General features: G+C 76.5%; 10 protein-coding genes and 1 pseudogene. 3 read left to right on the top strand and 8 right to left on the bottom strand.

Annotation, left to right across the window (positions count from 1 at the left end; all coding sequences use genetic code 11):
* Positions 1–231 precede the first annotated feature (231 nt).
* A complete protein-coding gene (locus ACH4B3_RS16500) occupies positions 232–507 on the bottom strand; it encodes a hypothetical protein (protein WP_398463533.1) in 276 nt (91 codons plus the stop codon).
* A 100-nt stretch (positions 508–607) separates the two neighbouring features.
* Positions 608–1,309 (bottom strand): NAD(P)-dependent oxidoreductase, encoded by a 702-nt coding sequence (locus ACH4B3_RS16495; RefSeq protein WP_398463532.1) that lies wholly within the window; start codon positions 1,307–1,309, stop codon positions 608–610.
* A 132-nt stretch (positions 1,310–1,441) separates the two neighbouring features.
* Here ACH4B3_RS16495 and ACH4B3_RS16490 point away from each other — a divergent pair, with 132 nt between their 5' ends.
* Complete coding sequence (locus ACH4B3_RS16490) at positions 1,442–2,152, top strand: TetR/AcrR family transcriptional regulator (RefSeq protein WP_398463531.1); 711 nt, start codon at positions 1,442–1,444, stop codon at positions 2,150–2,152.
* A 140-nt stretch (positions 2,153–2,292) separates the two neighbouring features.
* Here ACH4B3_RS16490 and ACH4B3_RS16485 read toward each other — a convergent pair whose 3' ends face one another.
* The 5 genes from ACH4B3_RS16485 to ACH4B3_RS16465 all read right to left on the bottom strand — a co-directional run bounded on the left by ACH4B3_RS16485 (position 2,293) and on the right by ACH4B3_RS16465 (position 8,055).
* Entirely contained in the window at positions 2,293–3,699 is a 1,407-nt protein-coding gene (locus ACH4B3_RS16485; RefSeq protein ID WP_398463530.1) for a lipase family protein, read from the bottom strand.
* A gap of 506 nt (positions 3,700–4,205) precedes the next feature.
* On the bottom strand, positions 4,206–4,916 hold the full coding sequence (locus ACH4B3_RS16480) for an HAD family hydrolase (protein ID WP_398463529.1): 711 nt from the start codon (positions 4,914–4,916) through the stop codon (positions 4,206–4,208).
* A gap of 285 nt (positions 4,917–5,201) precedes the next feature.
* The gene (locus ACH4B3_RS16475) at positions 5,202–6,131 is read right to left on the bottom strand and encodes a hypothetical protein (protein WP_398463528.1); all 930 of its coding nucleotides are present in this window, start codon (positions 6,129–6,131) and stop codon (positions 5,202–5,204) included.
* Between the two features lie 21 nt (positions 6,132–6,152).
* The gene (locus ACH4B3_RS16470) at positions 6,153–6,968 is read right to left on the bottom strand and encodes a MerR family transcriptional regulator (protein WP_398463549.1); all 816 of its coding nucleotides are present in this window, start codon (positions 6,966–6,968) and stop codon (positions 6,153–6,155) included.
* Positions 6,969–7,119: 151 nt separating this feature from the next.
* The gene (locus ACH4B3_RS16465) at positions 7,120–8,055 is read right to left on the bottom strand and encodes a TIGR03564 family F420-dependent LLM class oxidoreductase (protein WP_398463527.1); all 936 of its coding nucleotides are present in this window, start codon (positions 8,053–8,055) and stop codon (positions 7,120–7,122) included.
* A 153-nt stretch (positions 8,056–8,208) separates the two neighbouring features.
* On the opposite strand from ACH4B3_RS16465, the gene ACH4B3_RS16460 reads away from it, so the two are divergent.
* Both ACH4B3_RS16460 and ACH4B3_RS16455 read left to right on the top strand, forming a co-directional pair.
* Positions 8,209–8,700, top strand: coding sequence for a YbaK/EbsC family protein (locus ACH4B3_RS16460; RefSeq protein ID WP_398463526.1), 492 nt, complete (start codon positions 8,209–8,211; stop codon positions 8,698–8,700).
* Positions 8,697–9,201, top strand: a pseudogene (locus ACH4B3_RS16455) (EamA family transporter); the annotation flags it as partial. The gene ACH4B3_RS16460 and the pseudogene ACH4B3_RS16455, both read left to right, overlap by 4 nt.
* A 114-nt stretch (positions 9,202–9,315) precedes the next feature.
* On the opposite strand, the gene ACH4B3_RS16450 reads toward ACH4B3_RS16455, so the two are convergent.
* Positions 9,316–15,702, bottom strand: coding sequence for a type I polyketide synthase (locus ACH4B3_RS16450; protein ID WP_398463525.1), 6,387 nt, complete (start codon positions 15,700–15,702; stop codon positions 9,316–9,318).
* Between the last annotated feature and the right edge of the window lie 24 nt (positions 15,703–15,726).

Here is a 15,726-nt window from a genome sequence, read left to right as displayed (position 1 = left end):
ACCAGCACCACCCAGCACCACCCCACGGCCCCCCGGACCCTCCACACCCCCGGGGGGCCGTCCCCGTACCCCCACCACCCCCAGCCACCCGACCCCCACCACCCCCGGCCACCCGACCCCCACCACCCCCGGCCACCCGACCCACACCACCCCCGGCCACCCGACCCACACCACCCCGCACGCCCGAAGGCCCCGCCGCGGCGCACTCGTCGGATGCCCGGGGCGGTGGGCCTACTCGCCGAACTCCCGGTCGTACACGGGGGCGCCGGGCAGCTGCCGGTCGAGCGATTCCCGGTAGCGGACGCACCCGCGCAGGAAGCGCGGCCACGGCGGTACCGCCACCTCCGGCGCCGTACGTTCCGGCAGCAGGCCCCACAGCAGCGGGTGGTGCCAGCACAGCTCGTGCCCCGAAGCGTCCCGGTGCGCGCGGATACCGGCGCGCAGCCGGCGCACCTCGGCCGCCAGTTCGCCACGGTCGAGCCCGTCCAGGTCGTCGTCGAGGTCCACCGGCACACCGTAGGTCCCCGGCCGGCCCCGCGCGCCGCGGCCGGGCCGGGTACGTCACCCGGACGACCGCACCGGGCGCCGGCCGCCGGCGCGCTCGGCGTCAGTAGCCGATGGTGAACCGGCGCTGGACGAACCGCGGCAGCTCGGCCTCGTCGACGAGGGCGACGGCGGCGTCCTCCACCGAGATCCGGCTGCGCCCGTCGGCGTCCCGGACCGGCTGGTCGCCCCCGATCCGGAACCGGCCGGTGCGCTCGCCCGGGGCGATGGCCTCGGCCGGACTGAAGTACGTCCACAGCCGGTTGGAGGTGCGCAGCACGTTCAGCGCGTCCCGGTGGCCGCGTACGGCGGCGGCGTACTCCCGGGGCAGCCCGAGCGCGTCCAGGGCCTCGTGGAGGCGTTCCTCGGCGTCGGCGAACACCAGTCCGGGTTCGACCTCCAGGCTGCCGGTGCCGCCGATCACGATCAACCGGATCCGCGGATGGCCCGCCAGCGCCGTCAGCAGGGCGCGCGCCGCGGTGGCGTAGAGCGTGGGGTCGGCGATGGAGCGGGTCACCGTGTCCGCGATGTCCCGGGCGCCGTTGCCCGGCTGGAAGCCACTGATCAGTACGTCCAGTCCGGGCAGTACCGCCGCGACGCTGTCGGCGTCCAGCACGTCGACGCTCCGCCAGGTGATGTTCTCCCGTTCCTCGGTGATGCGTGCCGCGTCCCGGCTGAACGCGGTGACCCGGTGCCCGCGGCCGAGGGCTTCGGTCACGACGCGGCTGCCGATGGTGCCGGTGGCCCCGATGACTCCGATGTGCATGGCTCTCCCCTGCTCCGTGCTGTGTTCGCCTCGCCGTGATCACTTCACGGCGTCCCTGAACTATACGCCGTGAACTATATGGCGTGAAGTTTCCATACGCAGCTCAAGTGCGGGACGCTGTAGAGTGCGGCCATGGGAAGCACCACCGGGCGCCGGGAACGGCTGCGGGCGGAGACCACGGCGGAGATCAAGGACGTCGCGCTCCGGTTGATGGCCTCGGGCGGGCCCGACGCGATCACGCTGCGCGCCATCGCCCGCGAGATGGGCATGACGGCCAACGCCATCTACGGCTACTTCGCCACCCGGGACGACCTGGTCACCGCGCTCATCAACGACGTGTACACCGCCCTGGCGGACACCGTGGACGCCGCCTGGGCCGCCGCACCGGCCGGGGGCCCCGGGGCCCGGATCGGGCGCTGGGCCCACGCCTTCCGGGACTGGGCACTGGCCAACCCCGCGGGCTTCCGCCTCATCTACGGCGACCCGGTCCCCGGCTACCGGGCACCGGACGGCGGAGCCGCCCCGGACGCGGCGCTCCGGGTCTGCACCGGGTTCGCCGCGCTCGCCGCCGCCGCCTGGCCGCACGCCGGACCCCGCTACGCGGGCAGCGACTTCCGCTGGTCGGACTTCGAACCGGGGCTGCTCGACAAGGTCCGCCCGGCCTTCCCCGACCTGCCGCCGGCCGCCGTGGCCCTCGCCCTGCGCATCTGGAGCCACCTGCACGGCCTGGTGTCACTGGAGATCTACGGCCACCTCGCCACCCAGACGCCCAGCCCGGCCAAGCTCTTCCGCGAGGAGCTGGCCCAGCTCCTCCGCTCCCTGGGCCTCGACCCGGAGCACTGAACGGCGGCCGGCGCCGCCGGGCACCGGCCGCGGCGGCGGGCGGGCGGTCCCCGGCGGGTCGTGTCGCGCGGGTCCGGGCCGGGCGGGGCCGCACCCCGGGTGGCTCACCCGCCGCCCCGCCCGGCCGCGGGCGCGCCCGGTCAGCGCTGGAAGGGCATCGTCCAGCAGTTGGAGGTGGTGGCCTTCCCGGAGAGCCGGTCGGTCAGCCAGGAGACGGCCGCCCCCTGATCGGTGATGAGGGGCACCAGATGGTTGGTGAGCAGTCCGTCGCCGAGGTCGGGCAGGTCGACGGCCTCGTAGGTGACGGCGGCGCCCTTGCGGCACCAGTCGACGGCCAGTCGGCGCGCCTGGGCGTGCGGGACGATGTCGTCCTGCACGCCGGTCGCCAGCCGCACCGGCCCGGCGGGCTTCAGGGTGCCGATGCGCTGGGCGTCGAGGGTGGCCCGCAACTCCGGCTCCTCCGCCACGATCTCGGTGACGGACTCGCCGCCGTTGGTCCAGGCGGTGCTCTCCTCGAACGCGTAGGCGAGGATCGCGTCACCGACGCACCGGGTGGCCAGGTCGGCCAGCGCCGCCTTCCCGGTGGCGTTGAGCCGCGCGTCGGCGATCGGCCGCAGCCGGGGGTCGGACTGGAGGAAGCCGTTGAACGACCAGCCGAGGGCGCCCGCCAGCGCGCTGCCGTCGACGCCCTTCATGACCTCGGCCAGATCGGCCGGGGGCGCGCCGGAGTAGGTGCCGGCCAGCTCGATCTCCGGCGCGTGGGACGGCTGGAGTTCGGCGGCCGCGGCGCTGGCGCCGCCTCCCTCGCTGTAGCCGTAGAGGCCCACCCGCGAGCCGGAGGTGACCGACGCGCCGGGCAGCGAGCGGGCCGCGCGGACGGCGTCCAGCAGCGCGCGGCCGCCGTCGAGGCGGTTGACGTAGGTGTGCAGCCGGTCGGTGGCGCCCAGCCCGACGTAGTCGGTGACGACCACCGCGACCCCGGAGGCCAGCAGCCGGTAGACCGCCACGTCCTCGTAGCCGACCGAGACCGTCTGGCCGTCGAGGACGACCGGGTGCTCGAGCCCCAGTGAGGCCGCGCACTGGTCGCCCTGCCCCATGGTGCCGGGGGCCAGCGCGACCAGCGGGCGCGGACCGCCGCCCCGCCAGGCGGCCGAGGGTTCGAGGTAGGCGCCGGTCACCGCCACCGGCCGGCCGCCCGAGTCCGTCGACTTGTACATCAGGCGGGTGGCGGTACCGGGCAGCGGCTTCCCGTCGAGCCCGGGCAGGCTCAGCGCCAGCGGCAGCGGCTCGGTCCGCACCAGGGCGCCGTCGGCGGCGGGGAGCGAGGCCGGGGGACGGTAGAAGTCCGGGACGGCCGCGCCCCGGGACGGCCCGGCGTCCGGTCCGGCGCCGGAGGCCGGTGCCATCTGCACGCCCAGGCAGGCGAGCGTCGCGAGGACGCCGGCGACCAGGCGTCCGCGCGCGGCGGGTCTCCGGGCGGCCGGCGATCCGGTCCCTTGGGGGCGGGCCGCTTCGGTGCGGGCCGGTCGATCGGTACGGCGTGACATACGGCTCACTCCCTGTTGCGTCGAGGCGGTGCGGGCCGGACCGGACCGGCGGCGCCCAGGGGGCGGCCCGCGCCGGTCCGCTGGCGCCGGACCCGGGCGGCCGCCGGCCGGGCGGCGCGGCCCGGACGGCGGGTCCGGTCCGCGCGGTCGGGGCCGAGCCGTGCGGGCCGGGGCCGGCGGGCGCCCGGACCTCGCCCGGCACCGGGTACCGGCGCGGCTCCGGCCGGGTCGGCGTGCACCGCTCGCGGCCGTGGCTCCGCCGTCCCGCCGACGACCTCGCGGACCGCCGGACTCCCCTGCTCCGCACGTAAGTTACCGGCGGTTACAGGTGGAGGGTAGGGGCGGATGTCACGGAGTGACAAGACATCCGGGGTGCCGTTTCGGCGACTCGCCACGCCGCCGGCCGGCCGCCGAATGGGAGGTGGTGGGGCGGCGGCGCACGGCGTGGCAGCCGGGGGCCGGGCTCGCCGCCCGCCGCACCACCCGCACGCGGCGGAGAGGCCGCCCTACCGCCCGGTGCCCGACGGGCCGGGCACCGGGCGGGTCGGCGGACGCTCCCCGCCCAGCCCCGCGGCCCAGGCCAGCAGTTCGGGCGCGGCCAGGCTGGAGCCCAGCCAGTCGTGGTCGAGATCGGTACCGGGAAGGGACGGCACGACGGCCACGTGGAGTCCGGCGGCACGCGCCGAGGCGATGCCCGTGGCCGAGTCCTCGAAGGCCACGGAACGCGCCGGAGCGACGCCGAGCGCTTCGCAGGCCGTGCGGTACAGGTCCGGCGCGGGCTTGGGGAACCGCACCTCGTCGGCCGCGAACGAGTGGGTGAAGCAGTCGAGGAGGCCGGCCGATCGCAGTGCCGTGTCCAGGAGCTCCCGCGGGCTGTTGCTGGCGACGGCTATGGGGACGCGCGCCCGGCAGGCCCGCACCAGTTCCACCGCCCCGGGAAGGGCCGCGGCACCCCGGCCCAGCTCCACACGGACCCTTCGGAGGAGTTCCGCGGCGAGTTCCGCACCGGCTCCGGGGCGCCCGAAGTGGTCCGCCATGGCCTCCCCCGCGGCTTCCAGGGTGCGGCCGATGACCAGGGCCTTCTGCGCGGGACCGAAAGGCCGGCCGTGGGCCGCGAAGATCGCCGTCTCCGCCACCGTCCAGCAGGTCTCGGTATCGACCAGCAGACCGTCACAGTCGAACACCACGGCCTCCGTGCCGGCGGGAAGCGAGCGCATGAGTGTCCTCTCCGTCGAGTAGGGGTGACGCACCGTCGGCCCACTCGGCGGCTGCCGTCTCGGGCCGGTCACGAGCGATCACCCTAGGCGGGAGGGCCGGGAACTTCCATAATCCTGCCCGGAATCGGGCACGAATCGAGGAATCCAGGGCAGTGTGCCGAGGGCCGACGGAGTCCCGGGGCGCCGGGGCACCACCGGCACGGCGGCCGGCGGAACCGGGGCCGCACCGGCGCGGTGGCGGGCGGCCGGGCACCGGCACCCGCGGGCCCGGCCGCCCGCCACCGGTCAGCCGGCCTCGGCCCCGAGCGCGGCGCGCAGCCGCTCGTAGCCGGGTGCGAGCCGGCGCAGGCCGTCCGCCAGCGCCCGGTCGTCTCCCGTGACCAGCGGGTGCTGCAGGCTGCCGAGCAGCCGGGACTGCCCGGCAGCCAGGGCCGCCGAGCCGCCCAGCCCCAGCAGGCCCAGGCAGTGCGCGGCGTCGCCGAGGCGGCGCACGCCCACCGGCAGCGCGAAGTCCGCCAGGAAGCCCCGGGTCCGCGGGTCGAGCCCGCCGTCCACCCGCGCCGCCAGCTCCGCCAGCCCGGCGGCCCCGCCGAGCGTCCCCGGCGGCACCGGCCGCCCACCCGGACCCGCCAGCCACCGAGCGGCCGCCGGCAGCGACCGCCGCAGCGCCTCCTCGGCGGCGACCGGGCGCTCCCGGACGAAACCGACGCGCAGCACGTACCGGTCGGCGAGGTAGTCGACCCCCTTCCCCTCCCAGGCGGCGACGAAGTCGGCGACCGGCAGGGTCGCGTACGGGTGCCCGTGCGGGTCGTGGAAGACCACGGCGCCGCCGCCGACCTCCAGCACGACCACGAAGTGGTCGCCGCCGTCGGTGAGCGGCGTGCCCGGCTGGTGGAGCAGCAGCCCCATGTCGAGCGGGCCGGCCAGCGCGGGCCCCCGCGCGACCGCCTCCCGCAGCCGCGCCTCGGCCTGCCCGGCGGTGCCGCCCGCGGTCCGCTCGCACCGCACGCCGAGCAGCGCGAGGGCGGCGTCGATGCCTTGGTCCGGGTCCCATCCGCAGGGGTCGAACAGCGGCAGGGTCCCGCCGATCAGCTGGAAGCCGAACGGCGAGCCGGTCAGCACCTCGATGACCGCCGGCGGCGGGGCCGTTCCGGCCAGCACCATCGCCAGGGAGTTCGCGTAGCAGTACGGGCCGGATCCGATGTAGTGCGTCATGACGTCCGTACCTCCGTCCGGTCAGGCCCCGGTGACGGGCTGCTGAAGCTCCGTCACCCAGCCGGCCGGGTCGTCCGGGCAGTCCAGCGAGACCTCGCGGGCGTATCCGACCGGGCGGTACCCGTTGGCCTCGATCCACCGGGCCAGCGCGTGCGCGGTGGGCAGCACCCCGTCCATCGAGCCGCGGTGGATGACCGTGGCCGCCAGCGGGACCCCGGGCAGGTCGGTCACGCGCAGGCCCGGCAGGTCCCCGCCGCACACCGGCACCCCCGCCCGCACGATGATCGCGCCGGGTTCCGGGGCGTCCTCGTAGCGGGCCAGGGCCGGGCCGACCGGGGTTCCGCCGCCCGCGGCGAGCCGGCGGCACACTTCCGCGAAGAGCGGGCCGACCACCGGCCCGATGTCCCGCGGTTCGAAGCCGCCTGCGATACCGGTCAGCTCGGCGAGCCGGACCGGGGGCAGGGAGGTGACGACGACGTCCTCGGTGGGCATGGTGCCCTCGCTTTCGATCGACCGGAGCCTCGCCTCGACCCGGGCCAGCCGGGCCGCCGCCTCGGCGGCGGCCGACTCCAGTTCCGCCCGGCGCAGCCGCAGCATCCCGCGGAGTTCGTCGGTGCCGATGTCCTCGTCGAGGATCGACCGCACCTGCTCCAGGGTGAACCCCAGGTCCTTGAGGGCGATGACGCGGTTGAGCCGGGCCAGCTGCGCCGCCTCGTAGTAGCGGTAGCCGCTGGACGGGTCGACGCGGGCCGGGCGCAGCAGCCCGACGGCGTCGTAGTGGCGCAGCATGCGGACCGATACGCGTCCGTGCCTGGCGAAGTCTCCGATGGTGAGCATGGTGTGCTCCAGTGCAGGCCCTGACACGGTGGGAGGGTCAAGCCGGGGGCGGCAACGGCCGCCGGACCGGGGTGCCCGGCCGGCCCCGGGTAGCGTGACCGCCCGGCTGCCGGGGCGTCGCACGGTCGCGGCGGCGGCGCCCCGGTCCGGGTCACCAGGCCGAGGACAGTTCGCCCAGCAGCTTCCAGGTGCGCAGCCGCTCCTCCTCCGTTCCCAGGCCGGTCTGCGAGACGATCAGCTCGGTGGCGCCGGCCTCCCGGTACCGGGCAAGCTCCGCGGCGACCGTCTCCTCGTCCCCGAGCGCCATGACGTCCCCCGCCCGCTCGACGCCCGCCCGGTCCAGGACGGCACGGTAGGACGGGATGCCATCGTAGAAGGCGAGTTCGGCCCGTGCCTTCTCGCGGAGCGCCGCCGGATCGGCGGTGACCAGCGCCGGGACGATCGCGACCACCCGCGGCGCGGCCCGCCCGGCCGACTGCGCCGCGGCGTTGATCGTCGGTACCAGGTAGTCGCCGAGGGCCTTCGGCGCGGCGAGGTAGGGCAGTGTGCCGTCGGCGAGTTCGGCGGTGGCGCGCAGCGCCTGCGGGCCCAGCGCGGCCACCAGGACCGGCGGCGGCTCGGCGCCGGGGACGACGGCGGGCCCGAAGACGGTACGGGCCCGCAGCGTCTGGCCCTGGAAGTCGATCTCCCCGTCGTGCAGCAGGGTGCCGAGTGCGGTGAGGTACTCCCGGAGGTGCCGGAGCGGGCGGTCGAAGGGCACTCCGTAGCCCTCCTCGACGAACGACTTCGCCGACAGGCCCAGGCCCAGGTGGACCCGGTTGCCGGTGGCCGCCTGGGCGGTGCGCACCTGGGCCGCGAGGGTGATCGGGTGCCGGGGGTAGACCGGTACCACCGAGGTGCCGAGCCGGATGCCGGGGACCGCCTGGCCGGCCAGTGCGACCAGGGACAGCGCGTCCAGGTGCTGCTGCTGGGAGAACCACACCGCGCCGATCCCGGCGTCGGCGGCCACCCGGACCCGGTCGAGGAGGTCCGTCACGAGGTTGGGCGCGTGTTCGTCGCCTGCGGGCAGGGTGATGCCGATCGTCATCCGTGGGTCTCCTCACCGAGGTGGCCGGGCCGGTCCCGGCACACGGGGCTCCTCCGTCCAACCCACCGTCCGGGCAACGGAATTCCGCCCCGGTGTTGCGGCCGGATGAATTTCCGGTCGCGTGCCGTCCGCACCGGCCGGTAGCGTCCCCCCATGACCGTCCCGGACTCGACCGCCGCCCATCCGCGCTTCGCCGAAGCCCTGCGCGAGCTGGGCCTGGAGGTGGAGGTGCGGCGCTTCCCCGACGCCACCCGGACCGCCGCCGAAGCCGCCGCGGCCATCGGCTGCGCCCTGGACGAGATCGTCAAGTCACTGGTGTTCGAGGCGGACGGCGAACCCGTGGTCGTGCTGCTGGACGGCGCCTCCCGGGTCGACACCGAGCGGGTGCGGGCCGAGCTGCGCGCGGACCGGGTCCGGCGCGCGGACGCGGACACCGTGCGGACGGCCACCGGGTACGCGATCGGCGGTGTGCCGCCCTTCGGGCACCGTACGAAGACGCGGGTACTCGCGGACCGGGGGCTGCTGGCCCACGCCACGGTCTGGGCGGCGGCCGGCACCCCGCACACCGTCTTCCCGATGGCGCCCCGGACGCTGGTCGACCACGCGCGCGGCATCCTGGCCGACGTCCGCGAACAGGCCGTGTGACCTCGCTGACGGTCGCCGCGGCGGTGCTCGCGGCGGTGCCGCAGGCCGGCTGAACGCGCTCGCGCCCGCCCTGCGGGGCCGGCTCCTGGCCTTCGCGCTGACCACCGGGGGCGGGGCCGCCATCGGCGCGGTGCTCGCCTGCTTCAGCCCGCTGCCGCGTCCCGGGGCGTGGCCCTGGCTCGTGGTGTCGGCGCTGCCGCACGTCGGCTACCAGGTCCTGCTGATGCGGTCCTTCATCCTCGGCGACTTCGGGCAGATGTATCCGATCGCGCGGGGCACGGCACCGCTGGTGGTGACGGTGCCGGCGGCGCTGTTCGTCGGCGAGACGCCGAACGGCCCGCAGGTGGGGGGATCGCCCTCGCGTCCGCCGGGCTGGTCGGCGTCGCCCTGTGGGGAGCCCGCGGCACCGGGGCCCGGCCGCACCGGCCGGCGCTGGCGGCCGCGCTGGCCACCGGGGTGTCGATCGCCGCGTACACGGTGGTGGACGGCGTCGGGGTACGACGGCTCAACGGCGCCGCGCCGGTGCCGGAACCGCTACCGGCGTCGGCACCGGCATGGCACCGGCCCGCATCCCGTCTGGTTCCCGGCGGGATGCGGGCCGGTCGTGCCGGGGCGTCAGGCCCGGTGACTCGGCTCCCGCCGCTCCTCCCGGGGAGCGGCGATCACGGCGCCACCGCCGCCCCCGGTCGGCATCCCGGCCTCCAGACCGACCAGCCAGTCCCGCACGGCCTGGGCCGTCGTCAGGGAGTGCTCCTCCATGACCGTGAAGTGGTCGCCCGGGACGTCCACCAGCTCGTGCGGCCACGGCCACTTGGAGCGCCAGGCGTCGCCGTCGGCGGCCTCGGCCGAGAGGCTGGGCGGGCGGCAGGCGTGCACCTGGAGCGTCGGGGCGCCGACCTCCACCGGGGACCAGCCCTCGAAGGCCCGCAGGTAACCGCCCTGGCCGGTCAGCTGCGTGCCGGTCAGCAGTTCCAGCTCGCCGCCGGGCGCCCGCACCATCCGGTCCACGATCTCGTCCAGCAGCACGGTACGGAACTTGCCGGTGTCCGGGTACGTGTCGAGCAGCACCAGACCGGCCGGCCGCACCCCCCACTCCTCCAGACGGCCCACGACGGCGTTCGCCATCCAGCCGCCGGAGGAGTAGCCGAGCACCGCGAAGGGGCCGTCGCCGGCCAGCCGGCGCACCGCCTCGGCCTGGAAGTCCACCGCCGGCTGGAGGGTCGCCGGGATCAGCTCGCCGGGCCGGAAGCCCGGGTGCCGGAGCACCGTCACCTTCCGCTCGCCGCTGAAGACGGTCGAGAACTGGTAGAAGAAGTTCGGGCTGGCCGGCGCGATCACCGGCGGCACACACACCAGGTGGATCCCGTCGCCCGTGGTCAGCTCGACCGGGGGCAGCGGCTCGCCCGCCTCCTCGACGGTGGTGAACATCGGCCGCACCGCCGCGGCCGCACGCAGCATGTGCAGGCTCTCGTCGTAGCGGCGCAGCCGGAAGCCCTGCCGGTACAGCACGCTGATGGTGTCGTCCGACGCCGGGGCGGTGGCCGGCGCGGCCTGCTCCTGCCGCTCCCCGCCCACCGCGAGTTCGGTGCGCAGATGGCGGCACAGGCCCGCGCTGGAGGCGTGGTCGAAGATGAGGGTGGTCGGCAGCCGCAGACCGGTGGCCTGGCAGAGGCGGTTGCGCAGTTCCAGGGCGGTCAGCGAGTCGAAGCCCCACTTCGGCATGGCGTCGGTCGCGGCCAGCGCGTCCGGTGACGGATGGCCGAGGACGGCGGCCGCCAGCTCGCGGAGCAACTCCAGCAGTACGCCCTCCTGCTCCTCCTCCCCCAGCCCCGCCAGCCGGGCGGCCAGGTCGGCGGCGGCCGTCGCGGAGTCCGCTCGGGCCGCCGGGACCGCGCTCGCCGTCGCGGCGGCCCGCTTCGCCGGTGGCCGGACCAGTCCGCTCAGCACCCGGGGCACGGTTCCGGCCCGGGCACGCAGCGCGGCCATGTTCAGCCGCACCGGCGCCACCACCGCCGGGGCCGCGGCCAGCGCCCGGTCGAACAGGGCCAGCCCCTCCGGCACGGACAGCGGGTCGACGCCCAGCCGGGCCGCCCGTGCCACATCGGCCCCGGTCATCGCACCGGTCATCGCGCTGGGCTGCTCCCACAGACCCCAGACGAGGGACTGCCCGGGCAGGCCGAGCGCCCGGCGGTGCTGGGCGAGCCCGTCCAGGAACGCGTTGGCGGCCGCGTAGTTGCCCTGGCCGGGACTGCCGAGCGTGCCCGCCATGGACGAGAAGAGCACGAACGCCGACAGGTCCGACTCCCGTGTCAGCTCGTGCAGATGCCAGGCGGCGTCCACCTTCGCGCGCAGCACCCGGTCCACGCGCTCGGGGTCGAGGGATTCGACCACCCCGTCGTCGAGCACCCCGGCGGCGTGCACGACCGCGGTCAGCGGGTGCTCGGCGGGTACCGCGGCCAGCAGCCCGGCCAGCGCCGACGGGTCGGCCACGTCGCAGGCGGCCAGCGTCACCTCGGCCCCGAGGCCGGTCAGTTCGGCGCGCAGCTCCTCGGCTCCGGCCGCCGCCGGACCGCCGCGGCTGACCAGCAGCAGCCGGTCCACTCCGTGCGCGGCCACCAGGTGCCGGGCCAGGTGTCCGCCGAGGGTTCCGGTGCCCCCGGTGAGCAGCACGGTGCCGCCCGGCCGGAACGCCGGGCGCTCCGCCCCGGTCTGCTCGTCCGCCGGCCCGGTGCGGGCCAGCCGGGGCACCCGCACCTCGCCCTGGCGCAGCGCCAGCTGCGGCTCGCGGTCGGCCGACACCCCCGCCAGCACCGCGTACGAGGCGTCCGACCGGTCGAGGTCGACCAGGGCGAACCGGCCGGGGTGTTCGGACTGCGCGGACCGCAGCAGCCCCCACACGGCGGCGTGCGCGAGGTCGGTGACGTCCTCCGCGGGGCCGGCCGCCACCGCGCCCCGGGTCACCAGGACCAGCCGGGCGTCGCCGAACCGCTCGTCGGCGAGCCAGTCCTGCACCAGGCGCAGGGCCCGGTGAACGGCCTCCCGGGCCGCGGCGGGCCGGTCGGACGGACCCGCGTCGGCGTCCTCGGCGCCGAAGGACGCCAGGACCACGGTGGGTACCCCGGCCCTCGCCTCCGCGATGGCGCCGGCGGCGTCGTCGAGGTCGCGGCAGCGCTCCGCCTTCACCCCCGCGGCGGCGAACACCGCGCTCAGGTCCAGGTCGTCCTGGCCGAGGAGGAGACGACGCCCCTCGGGGACGGTCCGGGCCGGCCGCGGAACCCAGTCCAGCCGCAACAGCGGCCCGCCGGCGCCGGTCCGGCCCGGGTCCAGCCGGTCGACGTCGACCGCCCGCAGCACCAGTGACTCCACGGTGGCGATCGGTTCGCCCTGCACGTCCGCCAGTTCCACGGCGACCGAGTCCGGCCCCGCCTGGGCCAGCCGCACCCGGCCGACCGCGGCGCCGACGGCGTGCCGGCGCACCCCGCGCCAGGAGAACGGGAGCCGGGCCCGTCCGGTGCCGGTCTCCTCGGTGGAGCCGTCCAGCCAGCCGAGGCCGACGGCGTGCAGCGCGGCGTCCAGCAGCGCCGGGTGCACTCCGTAGGCGCCGGCCTCGGACTGCTGTTCCGGCGCGAGTCCGACCTCGGCGTACACCGCGTCGCCGTGCCGCCAGGCGGCCCGCAGGCCCTGGAACGCGGGCCCGTACGGGAATCCGGCCCCGGCCATGGCCTCGTACGCCCCGTCCACCGGGAGGGGTTCGGCGCCGGCCGGTGGCCAGGCCGGGAAGGCGGCCCGGGGCGCGGTGCCGCCGGTGGTGGCGAGGACACCGGAGGCGTGCCGGGTCCAGGGGGTCCACCCGGCGGTGCCGTCCGGGTCCTCGGGGCCGGTGGCCTGCTCCGGGGCGGCGTCGAAGCCCACCGTGCGGCGGCCGGACCCGTCGTCCTCCCCCAGGGTCACCCGGAGCCGCACCCCGCCGCGCTCGGGCAGCGGCAGCGGGGCGGTGATGGTCAGCTCCTCCAGCTCGTCGCACCCGGCGGGCGCACCGGCCGCCAGGGCCAGTTCCACGAACGCGGTGCCCGGCAGCAGCACCACGCCGCCGACCACGTGGTCGGCGAGCCACGGGTGCGCGGCGAGCGACAGCCGGGTGGTGGCCACCAGGCCCTGTCCGTCGGCGAGTTCCACGGTCGCGCCGAGCATCGGGTGGCCGGTGGCGGTGAGCCCCAGCTCGGCGACGGCCCGGTCGCCGGCCGGGGTGCGGGGGGCGGACAGCCAGTAGCGCTGCCGCTGGAAGGGGTAGGTGGGCAGGTCGGCGGGGCGGCCGGGCCGGGCCGCCGCCGGCCAGGTCACCGGTGCGCCGTGGACGTACGCCTCGGCCAGGGCGGTGTGGAGCCGGCGCAGGCCGCCGTCGTCGCGGCGCAGGGTGCCCAGGGCGACGCCGCCGGTGTCGCGCAGCGTCTCCTGTACCGGCATGGTCAGCACCGGGTGCGGGCTGACCTCCACGAACACCTGGTGGCCCGCGGCGGTCACGGCCCGCACCGCGCGTTCGAACTCCACGGTGTACCGCAGGTTGCGGTACCAGTAGCCGGCGTCCAGCGCGGTGGTGTCGAGCAGTTCACCGGTGAGCGAGGAGTAGAACGGCACCCGGGCGGCGCACGGCCGGATCCCGGCCAGCGCCTCGGTCAGCTCGGCCTCCACGGCGGCCACCTGCGGGGAGTGGGAGGCGTAGTCGACCGGCAGCAGCACCGCGCGGACCCCGTCCGCGGTGGCCGCGGAGACCAGTGCCTCCAGCGCCTCGACCTCCCCGGACACGGCCACCGTGCTGGGGCCGTTGACGGCGGCGATGGACAGCCGCTCGCCCCACGGGGCGATCCGCTGTGCCGCGTCCGCCACCGAGGTCACCATCGACACCATGCCACCGCGCCCGGCCAGCGCCCGCAGCGCCCGTGAGCGCAGGGCCACGATCCGCGCCCCGTCCGCCAGTGACAGCGCCCCCGCCACGCAGGCCGCGGCGATCTCGCCCTGGGAGTGGCCGACCACCGCCGTGGGGGTGACCCCGTGCGCGCGCCACACCTCCGCCAGCGACACCATGACCGCCCACAGCGCCGGCTGCACCACGTCCACCCGGTCCAGCCCGGGGGCACCGGGGGCGCAGCGCACCACGTCCGGCAGGGACCAGTCGGTGTGCGGGGCCAGCGCGGCGGCGCACTCCTCCAGCCGGGCGGCGAACACCGGCTCGGTCGCCGACAGTTCCCGTGCCATCCCGGCCCACTGGGCGCCCTGGCCGGGGAAGACGAACGCGACCTTCGCACCCGCCGTCGCCACGCCCCGGACCACCGACGCCTTGTCGCACGACCCGGGTTCGTCACGGGCCAGCGCGGCCACCCCGTCGAGCAGCCCGTCCCGGTCGTCGGCGACCACGGCCGCCCGGTGGTCCCAGGCGGTCCGGCCGGTGAGCAGCGTCCGGCCCACCTCGGCCGCCTCCGGATCGGGCCCGGCCGACAGGTGGGCGTGCAACCGCCGGGCCTGGTCCCGCAGCGCGGCCGCGGTGCGGCCGGACAGCACCCAGGGCACCGGGGCCGAGCCGGCGGGTTCGGCGGCGGTCTCCCCGGCGGGATCCTCGGCCGGCGGCGCCTGCTCCAGGACGACGTGGGCGTTGGTGCCGCTGATGCCGAAGGAGGAGACCCCGGCGCGCCGCGGCGCGCCGGTCTCCGGCCACGGCCGGGCCTCGGTGAGCAGTTCCACCGCCCCCGAGGACCAGTCCACATGGGTCGAGGGCCGGTCCACGTGCAGCGTCCTGGGCAGCCGGCCGTGCCGCATCGCCAGCACCATCTTGATCACGCCGCCGATCCCGGCCGCCGCCTGGGCGTGCCCGATGTTCGACTTCAGCGACCCCAGCCACAGCGGCCGGCCGGCCGGCCGGTCCTGGCCGTACGCCTCGATCAGCGCCTGCGCCTCGATGGGATCGCCCAGGGTGGTACCGGTGCCGTGCGCCTCCACCGCGTCCACGTCCGCCGGGGACAGCTGGGCCGCCTCCAGCGCCTGGCCGATGACCGCCACCTGCGAGGGGCCGTTCGGCGCGGTCAGGCCGTTGGAGGCGCCGTCCTGGTTGACCGCGCTGCCCCGGATCACCGCGAGCACCGGGTGGCCGCCCGCGAGCGCGTCGGACAGCCGCTCCAGGACGAGCATGCCGGCGCCCTCGCTCCAGCCGGCGCCGTCGGCGGCCTCCGCGAACGGCTTGCAGCGGCCGTCCGGGGCCGACACGCGCTGCCGGCTGGAGGCGACGAACGCCCATGGGGTGGACAGGAAGGTGGCGCCGCCGGTGAGGGCGAGCGAGCACTCCGAGCGGCGCAGTGACTGGCAGGCCAGGTGCAGTGCCACCAGCGACGACGAACACGCGGTGTCCACCGTGACGGCCGGGCCCGTCAGGCCGAAGGTGTAGGAGATGCGGCCCGACGCCACGCTGCCGGAGCTGCCGTTGAAGAGGTAGCCCTCGAAGTCCTTGGGCACCTGCGGCAGCCGGCTCGCGTAGTCGTTGTAGATGACGCTGAGGAACACCCCGGTGCGGCTGCCCCGGGCCCGGGTCAGGTCGATCCCGGCCCGCTCGCAGGCCTCCCAGGAGGTCTCCAGCAGCAGCCGCTGCTGCGGGTCCATGGCCGTCGCCTCACGGGGCGGGATACCGAAGAACTCCGCGTCGAAGTCGGCCGCGCCGCGCAGGAACCCGCCCTGCCGGGTGTACGAGGTGCCGGGGTGGTCGGGGTCCGGGTGGAAGAGCGCGTCCAGGTCCCAGTCGCGGTCGGTGGGGAAGTCCGTCACCGCGTCCCGGCCGTCGACCAGCAGCTGCCACAGCTCCTCCGGGGTGCCGACATCGCCCGGGAACCGGCAGCTCATCCCGATGATCGCGATCGGCTCGCGGTCCCGTTCCTCGACCTCGCGCAGCCGTCGCCGCGCGGTGCGCAGGTCGGTGCCGGCCCGCTTGAGGTAGCTGCGGAGCTTCGCCTCGTTCTCCATCTGAAAGTCACTTCCTGATCTGTG

The organism is Streptomyces sp. NPDC018031 (genome assembly GCF_044327625.1).
GTDB lineage: Bacteria > Actinomycetota > Actinomycetes > Streptomycetales > Streptomycetaceae > Streptomyces.
Note: the sequence above shows the minus strand (reverse complement) of the source record. Positions and strands in the feature narration are given on the sequence as shown.

Coding starts and splice junctions, on each gene's coding strand:
- ACH4B3_RS16470 (WP_398463549.1), bottom strand. CDS start 6,968: ATGCTCACCATCGGAGACTTCGCCAGGCACGGACGCGTATCGGTCCGC.
- ACH4B3_RS16475 (WP_398463528.1), bottom strand. CDS start 6,131: ATGACGCACTACATCGGATCCGGCCCGTACTGCTACGCGAACTCCCTG.
- ACH4B3_RS16480 (WP_398463529.1), bottom strand. CDS start 4,916: ATGCGCTCGCTTCCCGCCGGCACGGAGGCCGTGGTGTTCGACTGTGAC.
- ACH4B3_RS16450 (WP_398463525.1), bottom strand. CDS start 15,702: ATGGAGAACGAGGCGAAGCTCCGCAGCTACCTCAAGCGGGCCGGCACC.
- ACH4B3_RS16465 (WP_398463527.1), bottom strand. CDS start 8,055: ATGACGATCGGCATCACCCTGCCCGCAGGCGACGAACACGCGCCCAAC.
- ACH4B3_RS16490 (WP_398463531.1), top strand. CDS start 1,442: ATGGGAAGCACCACCGGGCGCCGGGAACGGCTGCGGGCGGAGACCACG.
- ACH4B3_RS16460 (WP_398463526.1), top strand. CDS start 8,209: ATGACCGTCCCGGACTCGACCGCCGCCCATCCGCGCTTCGCCGAAGCC.
- ACH4B3_RS16485 (WP_398463530.1), bottom strand. CDS start 3,699: ATGTCACGCCGTACCGATCGACCGGCCCGCACCGAAGCGGCCCGCCCC.
- ACH4B3_RS16495 (WP_398463532.1), bottom strand. CDS start 1,309: ATGCACATCGGAGTCATCGGGGCCACCGGCACCATCGGCAGCCGCGTC.